The following is a 17,405-nucleotide window of genomic DNA, read 5'->3' on the forward strand; positions in this document are numbered from 1 at the left end:
TTCTCCTTTCCGTTTCCGGCGGCGACTACTCGTCTGGCAACCAGCGGCAAGCGCGTGAGACCTCAGTGATACGTCACCAGTGATACACACAGTGATACACACTGAGGCCCCCCACGGACAGCCTTGTTTTTCCTGGATGCCGCACAAGGCGAGCATGGCGGCCGGATCGCTCTTTTTGGATATATGTCATGAAGCGTACTTTCCAGCCTTCCGTTACCCGTCGCAAGCGCACCCACGGTTTCCGCGTGCGCATGAAGACCCGCGCCGGTCGCGCCATCATCAGCGCCCGCCGCGCCAAGGGCCGCAAGCGCCTGGCCGTCTAAGCGCGGCTTTTCGCCCGCTCAGCCAGACGCACGCAAGCCCGCCAGCCGGCCGCACCCGGCCCGCGTCCGTCCCCCAATAAGGAGACGGCATGCACGCCCAGCCGACCGGCAAGATCTTGCCCATGCAACGCGCCACGCTCGTTCCCGAGGCGCGCCTGCACAGCCCCTCGGAGTACGCCGCAGCCCTCAAGGGCAGGCGCATCGCCCGAGGGGCGTTTTTCGTTCTGACGCTGGCCCGCCAAGGCGATGCCGGGCCGCAAGCCCTGGCCCGCCTGGGGCTCATCATTCCGAAACGCCACGCACCGCTCGCCGTCACCCGCAACACCCTGAAGCGCGTGGTGCGCGAGTCGTTCCGTCACGTCCGCCACGGCCTTGCGCCCGGCATCTATGTCGTGCGCCTGCACGCCAAGGTTCCGCCGCAAAGCCTGCGTTCCTTGAAAACGCTGGCTCGCGCCGAAGCGGACACCCACTTCAAGCGGGCGGCGCCATGATCGGCCAGGCCTTGCGGGCGCTGCATGAAGGGATCAAGTGGCTGTTGATCCTGCCCATCCGGTTCTACCGGTACGTCATCAGCCCCTGGACGGGACATGCCTGCCGGTTCACGCCGACCTGTTCCGTCTATGCCATCGAGGCGATTGAACGCCACGGGGCCTTGCGTGGTCTGATGCTGGCCGCGCGCCGCCTGGGCCGTTGCCATCCATTTGCGAAGGGCGGCCACGATCCGGTGCCCGGCGGCCCCGACGCCACGCCTGCGCGGCGTTGCGGCTGCTCCAACCACGAGCATCACTGAAGTAAGGCCGCGCCGCCGGGATCTCCCGCCCCCTGCGCAAAAAATGGCTTGAAGTAAACTGGCGGGCTTTGCTGGATTCAGCGTACCAACTCATTCCCACGCGCCAATGGAAATCCGCCGCACTATCCTGCTGATGATCTTTTCGTTCTCCCTGTTGCTCCTCTGGAACAACTGGCAGACCTATAACGGCAAGCCGTCGCTGTTCGGCACGCCGCCCGCCAGCAGCACCCAGGCGGCCAACGGCGCCCAGGGCGACACGCCGGCCCCGGCTGCGCAGGGCGTGCCCAACGCGCCCACCAGCACGCCGGCCTCGGCCGTCGAGGCGCCGCCCGCCGGCCTGCCTGGCGCCACCGCCGCAGCCCAGACCCAGGCGGAGCCCGTGGTCATCAGCACCGACGTGCTGCGACTGACCTTCGACACCGCCGGCGCCCAGATCATCCGCGCCGAACTGCTGAAGTTCCCCGCCACCGACCGCCCGGACCAGCCCTCGGTGCTGCTGGACCGCAGCAACGCGCTGACCTACCTGGTGCAGAGCGGCGTGGTGGGCGCCTCGGGCGGCCCCGGCTTCCCGACGCACATGACGCCCTTCCGCGTCACCACCACCGACCGTGAGCTGCAGGGCGATGCCCTGACCGTGTCGTTCGAAGGCATCTCGGGCGGCGTGAAGGTCACCAAGACCTACACCCTGCATCGCGGCCGCTATGACATCGACGTGCGCCACGACATCGCCAACGTGGGCGATGCCGCTGTCACGCCTTCGCTGTACCTGCAGATCACCCGCGACGGCAACAACCCGCCCGACACCTCGAGCTTCTATCACACCTTCACCGGCCCGGCACTCTACTCCGAGCAGGAGAAGTTCCAGAAGGTCGGCTTCTCGGACATCGAGAAGAACAAGGGCACGTACATCAAGCAGGCCGACAACGGCTGGATCTCGATGGTGCAGCACTACTTCGTGACGGCCTGGGTGCCGCCGCAAGGCACGCAGCGCACCAACGACATGACCCAGGTGCAGCCCAACATCTACGCCATCCGCAGCATCGAGCCCGTCGGCGCGGTCGCCCCGGGCGCCAACGCCACCATCGATTCGCACCTGTGGATCGGACCGCAGGACCAGAAGGCGCTGTCGGCCCTGGCCCCCGGCCTGGAACTGGTGGTGGACTACGGCTGGCTGACCATCATCGCCAAGCCGCTGTTCGCGCTGATGACCTGGCTGCACTCGCTGCTGGGCAACTGGGGCTGGACCATCGTCGCCCTGACCTTCCTCATCAAGCTGTTCTTCTACCCGCTCGCCTCGACCAGCTACCGCTCCATGGCCCGCATGAAGGCCGTCGCGCCGCGCCTGCAGGCCCTGAAGGAGAAGTATGGCGACGATCGCCAGAAGATGAACACGGCGATGATGGAGCTGTATCGCAACGAGAAGATCAACCCGCTGGGCGGCTGCCTGCCCATGGTGGTGCAGATCCCCGTGTTCATCTCGCTGTACTGGGTGCTGCTGGCCAGCGTGGAAATGCGCGGCGCGCCCTGGATCCTGTGGATCCACGACCTGTCGGTGCGTGACCCCTGGTTCATCCTGCCCGCGGTGATGATGGCCACCATGTTCCTGCAGATCAAGCTGAACCCCACGCCTCCCGACCCCATGCAGGCCAAGATCATGATGATCATGCCCCTGGTCTTCGGCGGCATGATGTTCTTCTTCCCCGCCGGCCTGGTGCTGTACTGGTGCGTCAACAACATCCTGTCGATCGCGCAGCAGTACTACATCACCAAGAAGATCGAAAAGCAGACCGCGGCTGCGAAGGCTTGACCCGCCCCGAAGCGCTACGCGCCTCCCCCCAGGGGGCATGCCTGCGGACCGGCAAAGCCGGCTCCGCGGCATCCGGATAGCAAAACCGAGCCCTGGCGGCTCGGTTTTTTTTTGCCTGTGCATACCGTTTCAGGCGTCTCATGCGCCGTTTCATCCATCCTGGATGAAACATGCCGGTCCGCCTGCGGCTGTGGTTTCCCGCACACGCCAAGCCCTTGCCCGGCAAGGCATTTGACCGCGCCCGCCCTCCCTGAAGACCTCCTGGCACGTCCCTTGCTTGACCTCTGGACAGCGCTCGACAGAAGCGCCTGCCGCCCGCCCCGCGGGCCGGCCAACCAGAACGGAGACTGCCATGACCCCACGCATCACGCGCCTGGCGCGCCGGCTTGCCGCCGCGGCCTGTCTGATGGGCACCACGCTTGCCGCCCAAGCCGCCACCCTCACCGTGACCCATTGGGGCCAGGGCATGTACGGCGTGCCCTTCGCCATTGCCCTGGAGAAGGGCTACTTCAAGGAAGCCGGGCTCGACATCACCGGCTTCATGACCTCGCCCGGCGGCGGCACCACGGTGCGCAACGCCATGGCCTCGGAAATCCCCTATGGCGAAGTGGCCCTGCCCGCGGCCATCGCCGCCATCCAGCAAGGCAGCCCGCTCACCATCATCCACGGCGGCGTGCTGGGCCTGGCCGACCTGCAATGGGCGGCGCGCCCCGACAGCAAGATCGCGAAGCCTGCCGACCTGGCCGGCGCGACGCTGGGCTACAGCAGCCCGAAATCGGTCACCGACATGGTGTCGACGCTGGCGCTCACGCAGGCCGGCGTCATGGACAAGACCCGCCGCACCGCCGTGGGCAGCGTCAGCGCCGGCATGACGGCGCTGCGGGAAAAGGCCGTGGACGCCGTCTACATCACCGAGCCCATCCTGAGCCAGCAGAAGGACAAGATCCGGGTCGCCTTCCGCTCCGATGCCGTCGTGCCGCGCATGACGCAGACGGTGGGCGTGGTGCGCACCGACTACCTGGAGAAGAACGCCGACACCGTGCGCGCCATCATCACCGCGCGGCGCAAGGGCGTGGCGTTCATCCACGCCAATCCGGAAGAAGCCGCCACCATCCTGGCCAAGCACTACAAGCTGGAGCCCGAGGTGGCGCGCGCCGCGCTGGCCACCGTCATGGCCGACAAGGACTACTGGAGCCTGGGCCGCCTGGACTACGCGGGCATGGCCGAGATGCTGAAGGGCCTGGTGCTGGTGAAGGCGGTGGAGTCGGGCGAGTTCGACTGGAAGCGCGTCAGCAACGAGGCGCTGCTGCCCGACGACCAGCGCAGCCGGTGAGCCCGCCATGCATCTGAGCCTGTCGGACGTCACCCGCTGTTATCCGGCCCAGGGCGAGCGCCCGACGTTCCAAGCCCTGGGGCCCGTGTCGTTTGCCTTGCAGGAAGGCGAGTTCTTCAGTGTCGTGGGGCCCTCGGGCTGCGGCAAGTCGACGTTGCTGGACGTGGTCGCGGGCCTGGCCGCGGCCACCGAGGGCACGGTGCAGTTCGAGTCGAAACCCGTGAACGGCTGCGTGCCCGAAGGCGTGGCCATCGTCTTCCAGGAAGACGCCTCGTTTCCCTGGCTGACGGTGTTCGAGAACGCGGCCTTCGGCGCGCGTGAACTGGGCCTGCCCGAGGCGGAGATCCGCCAGCGGGTCGATCACGCCCTGGCCTTCACGGGGCTTTCCGGTTTCGCGCAGGCCTATCCCGCGCAGTTGTCGGGCGGCATGCGCCAGCGCGCCTGCATCGCGCGCGCCATGGTCATGCGCCCGCGCCTGCTGCTGCTGGACGAGCCTTTCGGCGCGCTGGACCAGCAGACGCGCCTGCTGATGGGCGAGGAGTTGCTGAAGCTGTGGCGCGAGACCGGCGCGACCGTCATGCTCATCACCCACTCCATCGACGAGGCGGTGATGCTGTCGGACCGCATCGGCGTGATGTCCTCGCGGCCCGGCCGCTTCATCGAGACCGTCGAGACCGGCTGGCCGCGTGACCGTGATGGCGGCATCGTCAGTTCGCCGCGCTTCGGCGAACTGACCGCACAGGTGTGGACACGGCTGCGCGGGGAGGCCATGAAAGCCATGGCCAGCCAGGCATGAGCGGGCGGGCCTCGACCGCCACGGCCAGCAGCGGCACCCGCAAGGCCGCGGCCATCAGCCGGGCCGGGCTGCTGCGCGGCCTCTTCATCATCGCCGTCGTCGGCCTGCTGGAAGTGGCCAGCCGGCAGGCATGGATCGACCCGGTGTCCTTCATCCCGCCGTCGGCCATGGCCGCCGCGGCGGCCAGGCTGCTGGCCACGGGTGAATACGCGCGCGACATGTGGCTCACGCTGCAATCGGCCGGCCTGGCGGTGCTGCTGGCGGCCGCGGCCGGCATGGCCTTCGGCCTGCTGCTGCACGCCTTGCCACGCTTGCGCCGCGTGCTGGATCCGCTGTTGCTGTCCTACTACGCCGTGCCGATCTTCGTGCTGTATCCCATGCTGATCGTGCTGTTCGGCCTGAACCGCTGGCCGCTGGTCGCCATCGGTTTCCTCTTCGCGGTGGTGGCCATGGCGGTCAACACCCTGAATGGACTGGAACGCATCCCTGCCGTGCTGATGCGCACAGGACGCGGACTGCGCATGGGCTGGGCAGCGAAAGTCCGTCGCATCATGCTGCCGGCCTGCCTGCCGTATCTGCTGACGGGCCTGAAGCTGACCGTGGTGTATGCCTTCATCGCGGTCATCGCGGGCGAGTTCGTGCTCTCGGGCGCGGGCTTCGGCTATCGGATCGCCTTCGCGTACAACAACTTCGACAACCCGGCCATGTACGGCCTCATGCTCATCCTGCTGCTCTTCGTGGGCGGACTGAACATGACCCTGCATGCCTTCGAGCAGCGGCTCTACCGCAAGCGAGGCCTGGCATGAGCACGCGCGTACGCCCGGGCACACGACAACGCACCCTGGACGCCGTGCTGTTGCTGGCGGGCATCCTGCTCGGCTGGACGGCCCTGGGCGCCTGGTGGGGCGCGGACATCCTGCCCTCGCCCTGGGCCACCGTGCAGACACTGGCCGAAATCATGGCGGCGCCCGACTTCGCCCGCAACGCCTGGGAGACGCTGCGCGCCTTCCTCCTCGCGCTCGCCATCGCCTTCGTCGTGGGCGTCACGCTGGGCATGCTGCTGGGCGCGCACCGGCTGGCGGGCGACGTATTCGAGCCCGTGCTGATGGCGTTGTATTCGATCCCGAAGATCTCGCTCTATCCCGTCATCCTGCTGGCCTTCGGGCTGGGCCTGCCCGCCAAGGTCGCCTTCGGCGTGATCCACGGCGTCGTGCCCATCGCCATCTTCACCATCGGCGCGGTGCGCAACATTCCCCGGACCTATTTCCGCACCGCGGGCATGCTGCGCATGTCGCCCTGGCGGCTGGGCTGGCGCGTGCTGATGCCGGCGGCGCTGCCCGAGATCGTGGCGGGACTGCGCATCGGTTTTTCGCTGACGCTGCTGGGCACGCTGATCGGCGAGATGTTCGCCTCGCAATACGGGCTGGGCCAGATGCTGATGCATGCCATCGACCGCAACCAGGCCGACGACATCATGGCGCTGTCGCTGCTGCTCTTCGCCTTCGCCGTGGCGGCCAGCCTGGTCCTGCTGGCGCTGGACCAGCGGCTGCGGCGCGGCCTGCGCCACGACTGAGCCCCTCCCGCCGCCGCCCCCTGCCGCGCCCAGGCCCGGCGGGTGGCGCCGTCTTCTTCTTCCACACAGGTAGCACCCGCCATGACGCTCTCGCTCAAGCAACGCCTCGCCCAGCCCGGACTCATCGCCGCGCCCGGCGTCTATGACATGATCTCGGCGCGCATCGCCGATGCGATGGGCTTCGATGCCCTCTACATGACCGGCTACGGCACCGTGGCTTCGCACCTGGGGCTGCCTGACGCGGGGCTGGCCAGCTACGCGGACATGGTCGCCCGCGTGGGCCAGATCGCGCGCGGCACGCGCACGCCGCTCATCGCCGACGGCGACACGGGCTACGGCGGCCTGCTCAACGTGGATTTCACCGTGCGCGGCTACGAGGCCGCCGGCGCGCAAGGCATCCAGCTGGAAGACCAGGAATATCCGAAGAAATGCGGCCACACGCCCGACCGGCGCGTGATCCCGCTGGAGGACGCCGCGCGCAAGATCCGCGTGGCCGCGCAGGCGCGCGGCTCGAAGGACTTCCTGATCGTGGCGCGCACCGATGCGCGCACCGCCCTGGGCCTGGATGAAGCGCTGCGCCGCGCGGAGGCCTTCGCCGAGGCCGGCGCGGACATCCTCTTCATCGAATCACCGGAAAGCGAGGAGGAGCTGGCCCGCATCGGCCGCGCCTTCGACCTGCCGCTGCTCGCCAACATGGTGGAAGGCGGACGCACGCCGGTATTGAGCCGCGCCGAGTTGGAAACCCTGGGCTTCAAGATCGCCATCTATCCGGCGGCGGGTTTCCTGGCGGCCAGCGCAGCCCTGGATTCCGTCTACGGCGCCATCCGCCAGGAAGGCTCGACGCGCGGCTGGCCTGGCGCGCTGTATCCCTTCGAGGACTTCACCAGGCTGATGGGCTTCGAGCGGATCTGGGAATTCGAGAAGCAGCACCAGGACGCACGCTGACGCGGAAGGACAAAAGAATGGGGCAGCCCTCGCTGCCCCATTCTTCCTTACGGCGAAACCCCTGGCGCAAGCATTACTGCGGCTTGATCCCGCCGCGCTCCGCCACCTTCGACCACTTGGCCTGTTCCTCGCGCATGAAGGCGTCGAACTCCGCGGGCGGCGTCAGCACCACCTGCGCGCCCTGGTCCTTCATCTGCTTGGCCACGGCCGGATCGTCCGTCGCGGTGCGCAGGTCGGCATTGATGCGCGCGACCACGTCGGCGGGCATGCCCTTCGGGCCGAACAGGCCGTACCAGTTCAGCGACTGCACGCCGCCCAGGCCCGCTTCCTTGAACGTCATGGCTTGCGGGAAGATGTCCATGCGTTCGTCGGCGGCCACGCCGATCACGCGCAGCTTGCCGCCCGTGACGTGCGGCAGCGCGGTCAGCACGCTGGTGAAGCCCATCTCCAGATGGCCGCCCATGATGTCGACCATGATCTGCGCGCCGCCCTTGTAGGGCACCGGCGTTGTCTTCAGGTTGCCTTCCTGGCGGAACAGCTCGCCCGTCAGCTGGGTCGTGCCTTCGGAATAGCCCACGCCCATCTGCTTGCCGCGCGCGGCCTCCACCAAGGCCTTCAGGTCCTTGCCGGGATTGTCCTGCGCCACCACCAGCACCATCGGCGAGATCGCCAGGCGGGTGATCGGGGTGAAGTCCTTCGCCGTGTCATAGGGCAAGGACTTCAACAGGATGGGGTTCAGCGCATGCGAGCCCACCACCATCATCATCGTGTAGCCGTCGGGCTCGGCCTTGGCCACGTGCGACGTGCCGATGACGCCATTGGCGCCGGGCCGGTTCTCCACCACCACGGGCTGCTTCCATTGCAGCGACAGCTTCTGGGCAATCAGCCGCGCCACGATGTCGGTGCCGCCGCCGGGCGCATAGGGCACGATCATCGTGACCGGACGCCTGGGCCAGTCGGCGGCGGGCGCGGCGCTGGCCGCCACGGCGGTCAGCGTCGTGGCGCAGGCCAGCGCCCCCAGGGTCAGGCGCTGCAGCAACTTGCGTATCAACATGCGGTTGTCTCCTTTCTTCTTGTAGGGAAATCTTAGCGAGAGGCTGTGCGCGCTCAGGCCAGGCGCCTGGCCTGCTGCTTGCGCAACCACGCGATGGATCGTCCGCCCAGCTGCCGGTCCAGGCAGGACTGCGCGTGATCGATGGCGGCCAGCAGGCCGTCCACGGAAATGCCGGTCGCCAGGCCGCTGCGCTCGGCCATCAGCACCAGGTCCTCGGTGGCGAGATTGCCCGCGGCGCCGGGCGCGAAGGGACAGCCGCCGATGCCGCCCACGCTGCTGTCGTAACGGCGCACGCCTGCCTCCAGCGCCGCCCAGGCATTGGCGGCGCCCAGGCCGCGGGTGTCATGCAGGTGGATCGCCAGCTTGTCCGCCGCGATGGCCTGCATCAGCGTCGCCATGCGCAGCTTCACGTGCCCGGGCGCCGCCGCGCCGATGGTGTCGGCGATCACGATCTCGCCCGCGCCCGCCGCCTCCATGCGGCGCGACAGGGCCACCACGCGATCCAGCGGCACCTCGCCCTCGAAAGGGCAATCGAAGGCCACCGCCACATAGGCGCGGGTGCGCAGCCCCAGGGCCCGCGCCTCGGCCAGCACCTGCTCGCTGACCTCGGTGGCCTGGTCCAGGCCCATGTTGATGTTCTTCTGGTTCATGGTCTCGGTGGCCGACAGCACCACCGCGACCTCCTGCGCGCCGGCCTCGGCCGCCCGCGCCAGGCCTTTCAGGTTCGGCACCAGCACCGACACCCGCAGGCCGAAGGCATCCCGTGCCAACCGCGCCATCAGGTCCGCGGCGTCCGCCATCTGCGGCACGGCCCTGGGCGACACGAAGCTGGTGGCTTCCACGCTGCGCAACCCGGCCCGGGCCAGCAGGCGGATAAGCGTGTATTTGTCGTCCGTGCCCACCGGCACCTGCTGGTTCTGCAGGCCGTCGCGCGGCGAGACATCGGTGATGTGGATGCTGTCCATGCCGCCCCCCCCTCAGGCCACCGCGCCTTGCGCACGCAGCGCATCGATGCGCGCGGCGTCGTAGCGCAGCACCTCCGCCAGCACCGCCTGCGTGTGTTCGCCCAGCGCAGGCGGCGCGGCATAGGCCGACGTGGCGGTTTCCGACAGCTTCACCGGATTGCCGGGCATCTTCAACGTTTCGCCCGTGCGCAAGGTCACCGGCACGACCATGTCGCGCGCCTGCACCTGCGGGTCGCCCAGCGATTGCGCGAAGTCGTTCACGGGCCCGCAGGGAATGCGCGCCTGCTGCAGCCTGGCCAGCCAATGCGCGGTGGTGTTGCCGCGCGTCTCGGCGGCGATCAGGTCGTCGATACGGTCCTTGTCGGCATAGCGGCCCGGCTGCTTGCGGTACTCGGGCTTGCGCAGCTCGGGCAGGTCGAGCACGTCGAGGAAGCGTTCGAAGAACGCATCGCCGATGCAGGCGATGATGACGTGGCCGTCGCTCGTCGGATAGGCGTTGTAGGGCACGTGCACGAAGTGGCCGTTGCCCATGCGCGCCGGCACGATGCCCGACATCAGGTACATGGTGGCCATGTAGTTCAGCAGGGACACCTGGGCGTCCAGCATCGAGATGTCCACGTGCTGGCCCCGGCCCGTCTGCGCGCGCGCCTGCAGCGCCGCCAGCACGCCGATGGCGCCGAACAGTCCGCCGCCCAGATCCCCGATGGGAATGCCGCTGCGTACCGGTCCGCCTTCCGCCATGCCGGTGATGGACATGCCGCCGCCCATTGCCTGCACGACCTGGTCGAAGGCCGGCCGCTTCGTGCCCGGCCCCGTCTGGCCGAAACCCGTGACCGAGCAGGTGATGATGCGCGGATTCACCTTGGACAGGCTGGCATGGTCGATCCCCAGGCGCTCGGTCACGCCCACGCTGAAGTTGTCGAACACGACGTCCGCCTCGCGCACCAGGTCCAGGAACACCGCCAGCCCGGCCTCCTGCTTGAGGTCGATGCAGACGCTGCGCTTGTTGCGGTTGAGCGTCAGGAAATACGCCCCCATGCCGTCGCGTGAATATTCCTCGCTGTTCGCCAGCAACTGCCGCGTGCCTTCGCCTTCTCCCGGCGGCTCCACCTTGATGGTGCGTGCGCCCAGGTCGGCCAGCAGCATGGTGCCGTAAGGGCCGGAGAGCATGTGGGTCAGGTCGAGGACCGTGATGTGTTCGAGTGCCGTCATTGCCGCCTTCTTGGATGTCATCGTTGCAGCAAGGCTTCAGCAATCCCCATGCCAGCACGCTGCGCACGGCGTCGCCACGGAGGCGCGCACCCGCCGGCCCCGGGCTTACCCGGAGTCGTGTGGCCGGTCCCGGCATTTCATGAAACACTGGCAAGACATCGCATGCGACGCGCGTGAAACGCCCCAAGGCGCCACGCCCAGTCCGCAGCACCAGGAGACAAGCATGATCCCTTCCCTGTCCGGACGCGGGTCGCGTCCGCGGCTGTGTTTCGTCAGCTACCGGCACATGAGCCGGTTCGCCATGCCCGTGCTGGACGAGTACGCCTCGCGCGCGGAAATCGAAGTCATCGACGGCTCCTTCGACGCGGCCGTCGACGCCGTGCGCGAACGCATCCGCCAGGGCAGCACCGATGCCTTCCTCAGCGCGGGCGCCAATGCCGCCGTCCTGCGGCAGACGGTGGACGCGCCCGTCGCCACCATCAAGCTCGGCGGCTTCGACATCCTGCTGGCGCTCATGAAGGCGCGGCACTGCTCGGATCGCGTGGGCGTCATCACTTTCGGACGCACGATTCCCGAGCTGGACGCGGTCAAGGAGATGCTGCGCATCGAGGTCGCGCAATATGCCTACCGCACGCCGCAAGAGGCGCGCCAGTGCTTCCAGCTGCTGCGCCGCGAGGGCTTCAACGTCGTGGTGGGGTCCAGCATCGTGGTCGAACTGGCCGAGCAGCACGGCATCCAGGGCATGCTGGCCTATTCCCTGTCGGCCGTGCGCCAGGGCATCGAGGACGCCATCGAACTCGCGCGCGTGGCGCGCCTGGAGGCCGGCCGCTATGAACAGTTGAACGGCGTGCTGCACAACCTGCAGGAGGCCGTGCTGGCCGTGGACCGCGACAACCGCGCCATCGCCGTGAACCCGCCCATGGCGCGCCTGCTGGGGCGCAGCCGCCAACGCCTGCTGGGCCAGCGCATGGACGACCTGGCGCCGGAACTGTCGCTGGAAACGACGCTGGAATCCGGCCAGGAAGACCGCGCCGCCGTGCTGCGCTACGCGCAGCGCGACTGGATCGCCAACCGCACGCCCATCCGCGAGCATGGCGACACCGTGGGCGCCGCCATCACGCTGTACGACGCGCGCAGCATCCAGGAGGCCGACGCCACGCTGCGCACGCAGCAGCGCAGCCGCCAGCCCACGGCGCGCTATCGCTTCGAGAACCTGGTGGGCGCCAGTCCCGCCTTCCAGCGCGCCTGCGCCACCGCGCGCCGCTTCGCGCGCACCGACCTGACCGTGCTGATCTCGGGCGAGAGCGGCGCGGGCAAGGAGCTTTTCGCGCAGGCCATCCATAACGAAAGCGCGCGCGCCGGGCGGCCTTTCGTGGCGGTGAACTGCGCCTCGCTGCCCGAAAGCCTGCTGGAAAGCGAACTCTTCGGCTACGAGGACGGCGCCTTCACCGGCTCGCGGCGCGGCGGCAAGCGCGGGCTCTTCGAGGCCGCCCACACCGGCACGCTTTTCCTGGACGAGATCGGCGACATGCCGGTGTCGCTGCAGACGCGGCTGCTGCGCGTGCTGCAGGAACGCGAGGTGGTGCGCCTGGGCGGCACCGTGCCCATCCCCGTCGACGTGCGCATCGTGGCCGCCACGCACCAGCCGCTGGCCGAGCTGATGCGCGAGCGGCGCTTCCGCCAGGACCTGTATTACCGCATCAATACCCTGCACCTGCCCTTGCCCGCCTTGCGCGAACGCCGCGAGGACATCGCGCCGCTGGCGTTGACGCTGGTGCAGCGCTGCCTGCACCGCCTGGGCAGCGAGCGGGACGCGGGCCGCGCGCTGGCGCCCCTGCTGGGCCGCCTGGCAGCCTACGACTGGCCCGGCAACGTGCGCGAACTGGAAAACCTGAGCGAGCGCATCGCGGTGTTCCTGATCCAGTTCGACGGCCAGGCCGAGGTGGATTACACCGGCTTGCGGCATGACTGCCCGGAACTCTATGCCGAGCACGGTTCCGCCCTCTCCGCCCCCTTGCGCGGCATCAACCCGGACGTGACCGCCAACCATGCCGAGCCACCGCCTCGCGCCCGCCTGCATGACATGCTGCGCGAGACCGGCGGCAACCGCCAGGAAACCGCCCGCAGGCTGGGGATCAGCCGTGCGACACTGTGGCGCTGGATGCGCGAGGCCGACGCCCAGCGGGCGGCAGCGCTGGACGACTGAAACACCCGCCGCGCGCACAGCGATGAGGCCTGGATCGATTAATAAAATTTATTGAAACGACAAATTCAATTGACTTCACATTAATCGCTCACCCTCCTACCATCATGGGAACTCCTGAGCCACGGACGCCGTCCCAGTGCCCAGGCCGACTTTTCGCCCTCGTCCCGGCCACGAGGGCCCCACCGGAGACCCGCCCATGAGTTCCAAAGCCGACCGCCCCGATCCCCAGACCGCGCTGACCACCGCCGCTGGCGCGCCGGTTCCCAACAACAACCACACCCTGACCGCCGGCCCGCGTGGTCCCGCCCTGCTGCAGGACGTCTGGTTCCTGGAAAAGCTGGCCCACTTCGACCGTGAACGCATCCCCGAGCGCGTGGTGCACGCCAAGGGCTCGGGCGCCTATGGCACCCTGACCATCACGCAGGACATCACGCAATACAGCCGCGCCAAGGTCTTCGCGGAAATCGGCAAGCAGACCCCGCTCTTCCTGCGCTTTTCCACCGTGGCCGGTGAGCGCGGCGCGGCCGATGCCGAGCGCGACGTGCGCGGCTTCGCCCTCAAGTTCTATACCGATGAAGGCAACTGGGATCTCGTGGGCAACAACACGCCGGTGTTCTTCGTGCGCGATCCGCTGAAATTCCCCGACTTCATCCACACGCAGAAGCGCGACCCGCGCACCAACCTGCGCAGCGCCGAAGCGGCCTGGGACTTCTGGTCGCTGAACCCCGAATCGCTGCACCAGGTCACCATCCTGATGAGCGACCGCGGCCTGCCCGCCAACCTGCGCCAGCAACACGGCTTCGGCTCACACACCTTCAGCTTCATCAACGCGCACAACGAACGTTTCTGGGTGAAGTTCCACTTCAAGTCGCAGCAGGGCATCGCCTGTCTGCGCAACGAAGAGGCCGCCACGCTCGTCGGTGAAGACCGCGAAAGCTCGCAGCGCGACCTCTTCGACGCCATCGAGCAGGGCGACTTCCCGCGCTGGACGATGTACGTGCAGGTCATGCCCGAGCAGGACGCAGCCACCTATCACATCAATCCCTTCGACCTGACCAAGGTCTGGCCGCATGGCGACTATCCGCTGATCGAAGTGGGCGTGCTGGAACTGAACCGCAACCCGGAGAACTATTTCGCCGAGGTCGAGCAGGCCGCCTTCACGCCGGCCAACGTGGTGCCGGGCATCGGCTTCTCGCCCGACAAGATGCTGCAGGGCCGCCTGTTCTCCTACGGCGACGCGCACCGCTACCGCCTGGGCGTGAACCACCACCAGGTGCCGGTGAACCAGCCGCGCTGCCCCTTCCACAGCTTCCATCGCGACGGCCAGGGCCGCGTGGACGGCAACCAGGGCCGCACGCTGAACTACGAGCCCAACAGCTACGGCCAATGGCGTGAAACGCCCTCTGCGGCGGAACCGCCGCTGGCGCTGGACGGCCAGGCCGCCGACCGCTGGAACCACCGCGAGGACACGGATTACTACTCGCAGCCCGGCGCGCTCTTCCGCCTGATGAGCGACAACCAGAAGCAGCAGCTCTTCGACAACATCGCCGCGCACATGGGCGACATCCCCGAAGTGATCAAGCGCCGCCAGCTGGAGCACTTCCGCCGCGCCGATCCGGCGTATGCGGCAGGCGTGGCCAAGGCATTGGGCCTGAACTGAAGCCCCCCGGAGGCGCGCTCGCGCCTCCCCCCTTCCAGGGGGCGTCGCTGGCGGACCGGCAAAGCCGGCTCCGCTGCGACCGGGCTCGCATCAAGCGGCCGGGATTGCTCTACACTGCCCCGTCTTCCGTACCCAGCGAGGCCCAGACCGGCATGAGCGTGCACACCCAGGTCAAGCGGACCACCATTCCCCAATTGATGGCCTACAAGGGCCAACGCAAGATCGTCTCCCTGACGGCGCACAACAGCGCCTTCGCCCGCATCATGGATGCGTACATGGACTTCATCCTGGTGGGCGACTCCACCGCGATGGTGGCCTACAACCATCCCAATACCCTGTCGATCACGGTCGAGCAGATGGCCGCGCACGGCGCCGCCGTCGTCAGCGCCACGCGCCACGCCGCGGTCCTCGTCGACATGCCCTTCGGCAGCTACCAGGAATCGCCCGAGCAGGCCTTCCGCAATGCCGCGCGCATCCTGGCCGTGAGCGGCGCCGACGGCGTGAAGCTCGAAGGCGGCGAGGCCCTGGCGCCCACCGTGCGCTTCCTGGTCGAGCGCGGCATTCCCGTCATGCCGCACGTGGGCCTGATGCCGCAGTACGTCAACACCATGGGCGGTTTCCGCGCGCAAGGCATGAACGATGCCGCCGCCGAACGCATCCTGGCCGACGCGCGCGCGCACGAATCCGCCGGCGCCTTCGGCCTGGTGCTGGAAGGCATCGCCGAGCCGCTGGGCCGCCGCATCACCGAAAGCGTGGCCATCCCCACCATCGGCATCGGCGCCTCGCCCGCCTGCGACGGCCAGGTGCTGGTCACGGAAGACGTGCTCGGCCTTTCCGGCGAGCGCGTGCCCAAGTTCGTCAAACGCTTCGCCGACGTGGAAACGGTCATGCGCGGCGCCTTCCAGTCCTATGCGGAAGAAGTCCGCGAGGGCGTGTTCCCCGGCCCGGAACATTGTTTCGGCATCAAACCCAAAGAGCCTCGCGAATGAGCGACATCGAAAAACCCTGGCACGTGGTGCGCCGCTCCAAGGTGCACGGCAGCGGCGTGTTTGCCGCCCGCAAGATCCCCGCGGGCACGCGCGTCATCGAATACGCCGGCACCCGCATCAGCGCCAAGGAAGCCGACCGCCGCCATCCGGTGAACCCGGACGATCCCTTCCACACCTTCTTCTTCGCGCTGAGCTCGGGCAAGGTCATCGACGGCGGCGAGGAAGGCAATGACGCCCGCTGGATCAACCACAGCTGCGCGCCCAACTGCGAGACGCAGGAAGGCCGCCACGGCAAGCGGGTCTATGTGGTGGCGCTGCGCGACATCACGCGCGGCGAGGAACTGAACTACGACTACGGGCTCGTCATCGACGAGCCGCTGACCGCCACGCTGCGCAAGCAGTACGAGTGCCGCTGCGGCGCGCCCGAGTGCCGTCACACGATGCTGGCGCTGCCCAGGAAGGCCGCCGGGAAAAACGCGAAGAAGGCCGCGAAGCGCACCACCGGAAAAACCACCGAGACCGCGGCCAAGCCGGTGCAGGCCGCGCCGGCCGAGCCGCGCCACCCCGGCGTCGACGACCCGGCCTGAAGCAAGGTCTTTCGCGCCCCGCTGCCGGGCCCGGCGTACAATTCCCGCTGGATCGCAGTCCTTGCGATCCGTGTACGCGTCTTCAGGGCGGGGCGAAATTCCCCACCGGCGGTATGCACGAAGACGGTGTCGTCACCACGGCCCCGTCTGTCGCGCGAGCCCGCGAGCGCTTGCCGGCACCCCGCCGGCAAGGTCAGCAGACCTGGTGAGAAGCCAGGGCCGACGGTCAGAGTCCGGATGAGAGAAGACGAGCACGCGCGCCCGGCGCAGCGGCATCACCGCTGCTGCCATGCGCGCGTGCTTGCCATTGCCCTGGAACGTTTTTCGCCCTGACCTTTTGCGAGAGCGTTTCATGTCTGCTGTGTGTTTCCCCGATGTCTCCCCCACGGCCACCGCCGTCCCGCCCAATGCCGTCGCCACGCTGGATGCCCGTCCGTTCGCGGCGCGCCTGGCCCGCGCCCTGCACGACCTGCGCATCGGCCGTCCCGTCATCCTGCTGGACGACTTCGATCGCGAGAACGAGGCCGACCTGATCGTCGCGGCCGCCAAGCTCACCGTGCCCGTCATGGCCCAGCTGATCCGCGATGGCAGCGGCATCGTCTGCCTGTGCCTCACCGACGAAACCGTTGCCCAGCTGGACCTGCCGCCGATGGTGGCCAGGAACGACAGCCGTCACGGCACGGGCTTCACCGTCAGCATCGAGGCGCGTGCCGGTGTCAGCACCGGCGTGTCGGCGGCCGACCGCGTCACCACCATCCGCACGGCCATCGCCCCGCAGGCCCGGCCCGAGGATCTGGCGCGGCCCGGCCACGTCTTCCCGCTGCGCGCGCAGCCAGGCGGCGTGCTGGCGCGCCGCGGCCACACCGAAGGCTCCATCGAGCTGGCGGAACTGGCCGGCCTGGGCAGTTCCGCCGTGCTGTGCGAACTGATGAACCCCGACGGCACCATGATGCGCGGCGAGGCGCTGGACCGCTATGCGGCGCGCCAGGGCCTGGTGGCGCTGACCATCGCCGAGCTGGTCGCGCATCGCGAGGCGCTGGATGCCCAGGCGGAAGCCGGCGCGGACAGCGCCGCGCTGGCCTGGGGCGCGTAAAAAAACGAGGCCCTTCACAGGCCTCGTTGTTTCATTGAGCACGTCACACGGGCAGGCATTGCGTCATGCCTG

General features: G+C 68.4%; 17 protein-coding genes and 1 riboswitch. Of the genes, 14 read left to right on the forward strand and 3 right to left on the reverse strand.

Annotation, left to right across the window (positions count from 1 at the left end; genetic code table 11):
- The first annotated feature begins 188 nt into the window (after window positions 1-188).
- The 9 genes from rpmH to ODI_RS00045 all read left to right on the forward strand — a co-directional run bounded on the left by rpmH (window position 189) and on the right by ODI_RS00045 (window position 7,567).
- The gene (gene rpmH, locus ODI_RS00005) at window positions 189-323 is read left to right on the forward strand and encodes a 50S ribosomal protein L34 (protein ID WP_067758018.1); all 135 of its coding nucleotides are present in this window, start codon (window positions 189-191) and stop codon (window positions 321-323) included.
- A 122-nt stretch (window positions 324-445) separates the two neighbouring features.
- Entirely contained in the window at window positions 446-814 is a 369-nt protein-coding gene (locus tag ODI_RS00010; RefSeq protein WP_067758402.1) for a ribonuclease P protein component, read from the forward strand.
- Window positions 811-1,113 carry a membrane protein insertion efficiency factor YidD gene (gene yidD / locus ODI_RS00015; RefSeq protein WP_067758021.1) on the forward strand — a complete coding sequence of 101 codons (303 nt, stop codon included), beginning with the start codon at window positions 811-813 and terminating at the stop codon, window positions 1,111-1,113. The genes ODI_RS00010 and yidD overlap by 4 nt, the downstream gene beginning before the upstream one ends.
- A gap of 106 nt (window positions 1,114-1,219) precedes the next feature.
- Complete coding sequence (yidC, locus tag ODI_RS00020) at window positions 1,220-2,920, forward strand: membrane protein insertase YidC (RefSeq protein WP_067758024.1); 1,701 nt, start codon at window positions 1,220-1,222, stop codon at window positions 2,918-2,920.
- Window positions 2,921-3,272: 352 nt separating this feature from the next.
- A complete protein-coding gene (locus tag ODI_RS00025) occupies window positions 3,273-4,253 on the forward strand; it encodes an ABC transporter substrate-binding protein (protein WP_067758029.1) in 981 nt (326 codons plus the stop codon).
- Between the two features lie 7 nt (window positions 4,254-4,260).
- The gene (locus tag ODI_RS00030) at window positions 4,261-5,049 is read left to right on the forward strand and encodes an ABC transporter ATP-binding protein (RefSeq protein WP_067758032.1); all 789 of its coding nucleotides are present in this window, start codon (window positions 4,261-4,263) and stop codon (window positions 5,047-5,049) included.
- Complete coding sequence (locus ODI_RS00035) at window positions 5,046-5,855, forward strand: ABC transporter permease (RefSeq protein ID WP_082985461.1); 810 nt, start codon at window positions 5,046-5,048, stop codon at window positions 5,853-5,855. The genes ODI_RS00030 and ODI_RS00035 overlap by 4 nt, the downstream gene beginning before the upstream one ends.
- On the forward strand, window positions 5,852-6,622 hold the full coding sequence (locus ODI_RS00040; RefSeq protein ID WP_067758035.1) for an ABC transporter permease: 771 nt from the start codon (window positions 5,852-5,854) through the stop codon (window positions 6,620-6,622). The genes ODI_RS00035 and ODI_RS00040 overlap by 4 nt, the downstream gene beginning before the upstream one ends.
- Window positions 6,623-6,703: 81 nt before the next feature.
- Complete coding sequence (locus ODI_RS00045; protein ID WP_067758038.1) at window positions 6,704-7,567, forward strand: isocitrate lyase/PEP mutase family protein; 864 nt, start codon at window positions 6,704-6,706, stop codon at window positions 7,565-7,567.
- A gap of 73 nt (window positions 7,568-7,640) precedes the next feature.
- Here ODI_RS00045 and ODI_RS00050 read toward each other — a convergent pair whose 3' ends face one another.
- Genes ODI_RS00050 through ODI_RS00060 form a run of 3 tightly spaced genes read right to left on the reverse strand, consistent with a single transcriptional unit; the run spans window position 7,641 to window position 10,798 of the window.
- On the reverse strand, window positions 7,641-8,621 hold the full coding sequence (locus ODI_RS00050) for a Bug family tripartite tricarboxylate transporter substrate binding protein (RefSeq protein WP_067758041.1): 981 nt from the start codon (window positions 8,619-8,621) through the stop codon (window positions 7,641-7,643).
- Window positions 8,622-8,674: 53 nt separating this feature from the next.
- On the reverse strand, window positions 8,675-9,586 hold the full coding sequence (locus ODI_RS00055) for a hydroxymethylglutaryl-CoA lyase (RefSeq protein WP_067758044.1): 912 nt from the start codon (window positions 9,584-9,586) through the stop codon (window positions 8,675-8,677).
- Window positions 9,587-9,598: 12 nt separating this feature from the next.
- Complete coding sequence (locus ODI_RS00060; protein WP_067758047.1) at window positions 9,599-10,798, reverse strand: CaiB/BaiF CoA transferase family protein; 1,200 nt, start codon at window positions 10,796-10,798, stop codon at window positions 9,599-9,601.
- A gap of 226 nt (window positions 10,799-11,024) precedes the next feature.
- Here ODI_RS00060 and prpR point away from each other — a divergent pair, with 226 nt between their 5' ends.
- The 5 genes from prpR (at window position 11,025) to ribB (ending at window position 17,333) form a co-directional block, all read left to right on the forward strand.
- A complete protein-coding gene (gene prpR / locus ODI_RS00065; protein WP_067758408.1) occupies window positions 11,025-13,004 on the forward strand; it encodes a propionate catabolism operon regulatory protein PrpR in 1,980 nt (659 codons plus the stop codon).
- Between the two features lie 196 nt (window positions 13,005-13,200).
- The gene (locus ODI_RS00070) at window positions 13,201-14,664 is read left to right on the forward strand and encodes a catalase (protein WP_067758050.1); all 1,464 of its coding nucleotides are present in this window, start codon (window positions 13,201-13,203) and stop codon (window positions 14,662-14,664) included.
- A 152-nt stretch (window positions 14,665-14,816) separates the two neighbouring features.
- A complete protein-coding gene (gene panB / locus ODI_RS00075) occupies window positions 14,817-15,653 on the forward strand; it encodes a 3-methyl-2-oxobutanoate hydroxymethyltransferase (RefSeq protein WP_067758053.1) in 837 nt (278 codons plus the stop codon).
- Window positions 15,650-16,240: an SET domain-containing protein gene (locus ODI_RS00080; protein ID WP_067758056.1), complete on the forward strand. Its 591-nt coding sequence runs from the start codon at window positions 15,650-15,652 to the stop codon at window positions 16,238-16,240. The genes panB and ODI_RS00080 overlap by 4 nt, the downstream gene beginning before the upstream one ends.
- A gap of 74 nt (window positions 16,241-16,314) precedes the next feature.
- Window positions 16,315-16,493: riboswitch (FMN riboswitch) on the forward strand.
- A 99-nt stretch (window positions 16,494-16,592) separates the two neighbouring features.
- Window positions 16,593-17,333 (forward strand): 3,4-dihydroxy-2-butanone-4-phosphate synthase, encoded by a 741-nt coding sequence (gene ribB / locus ODI_RS00085; RefSeq protein WP_067758060.1) that lies wholly within the window; start codon window positions 16,593-16,595, stop codon window positions 17,331-17,333.
- Window positions 17,334-17,405 lie beyond the last annotated feature (72 nt).

The sequence above is a fragment of the Orrella dioscoreae genome, from assembly GCF_900089455.2.
In the GTDB taxonomy this organism is placed as follows: Bacteria; Pseudomonadota; Gammaproteobacteria; order Burkholderiales; family Burkholderiaceae_B; genus Orrella; species Orrella dioscoreae.

What these genes read in the sequence shown, in the direction of transcription:
- ODI_RS00080 (WP_067758056.1), top strand. Translation starts at nt 15,650, where the DNA reads ATGAGCGACATCGAAAAACCCTGGCACGTGGTGCGCCGCTCCAAGGTG.
- ODI_RS00025 (WP_067758029.1), top strand. Translation starts at nt 3,273, where the DNA reads ATGACCCCACGCATCACGCGCCTGGCGCGCCGGCTTGCCGCCGCGGCC.
- yidD (WP_067758021.1), top strand. Translation starts at nt 811, where the DNA reads ATGATCGGCCAGGCCTTGCGGGCGCTGCATGAAGGGATCAAGTGGCTG.
- ODI_RS00060 (WP_067758047.1), bottom strand. Translation starts at nt 10,798, where the DNA reads ATGACGGCACTCGAACACATCACGGTCCTCGACCTGACCCACATGCTC.
- ODI_RS00040 (WP_067758035.1), top strand. Translation starts at nt 5,852, where the DNA reads ATGAGCACGCGCGTACGCCCGGGCACACGACAACGCACCCTGGACGCC.
- ODI_RS00010 (WP_067758402.1), top strand. Translation starts at nt 446, where the DNA reads ATGCAACGCGCCACGCTCGTTCCCGAGGCGCGCCTGCACAGCCCCTCG.
- yidC (WP_067758024.1), top strand. Translation starts at nt 1,220, where the DNA reads ATGGAAATCCGCCGCACTATCCTGCTGATGATCTTTTCGTTCTCCCTG.
- panB (WP_067758053.1), top strand. Translation starts at nt 14,817, where the DNA reads ATGAGCGTGCACACCCAGGTCAAGCGGACCACCATTCCCCAATTGATG.
- ODI_RS00050 (WP_067758041.1), bottom strand. Translation starts at nt 8,621, where the DNA reads ATGTTGATACGCAAGTTGCTGCAGCGCCTGACCCTGGGGGCGCTGGCC.
- rpmH (WP_067758018.1), top strand. Translation starts at nt 189, where the DNA reads ATGAAGCGTACTTTCCAGCCTTCCGTTACCCGTCGCAAGCGCACCCAC.
- ODI_RS00045 (WP_067758038.1), top strand. Translation starts at nt 6,704, where the DNA reads ATGACGCTCTCGCTCAAGCAACGCCTCGCCCAGCCCGGACTCATCGCC.
- ODI_RS00055 (WP_067758044.1), bottom strand. Translation starts at nt 9,586, where the DNA reads ATGGACAGCATCCACATCACCGATGTCTCGCCGCGCGACGGCCTGCAG.
- ODI_RS00030 (WP_067758032.1), top strand. Translation starts at nt 4,261, where the DNA reads ATGCATCTGAGCCTGTCGGACGTCACCCGCTGTTATCCGGCCCAGGGC.
- ODI_RS00070 (WP_067758050.1), top strand. Translation starts at nt 13,201, where the DNA reads ATGAGTTCCAAAGCCGACCGCCCCGATCCCCAGACCGCGCTGACCACC.
- ODI_RS00035 (WP_082985461.1), top strand. Translation starts at nt 5,046, where the DNA reads ATGAGCGGGCGGGCCTCGACCGCCACGGCCAGCAGCGGCACCCGCAAG.
- ribB (WP_067758060.1), top strand. Translation starts at nt 16,593, where the DNA reads ATGTCTGCTGTGTGTTTCCCCGATGTCTCCCCCACGGCCACCGCCGTC.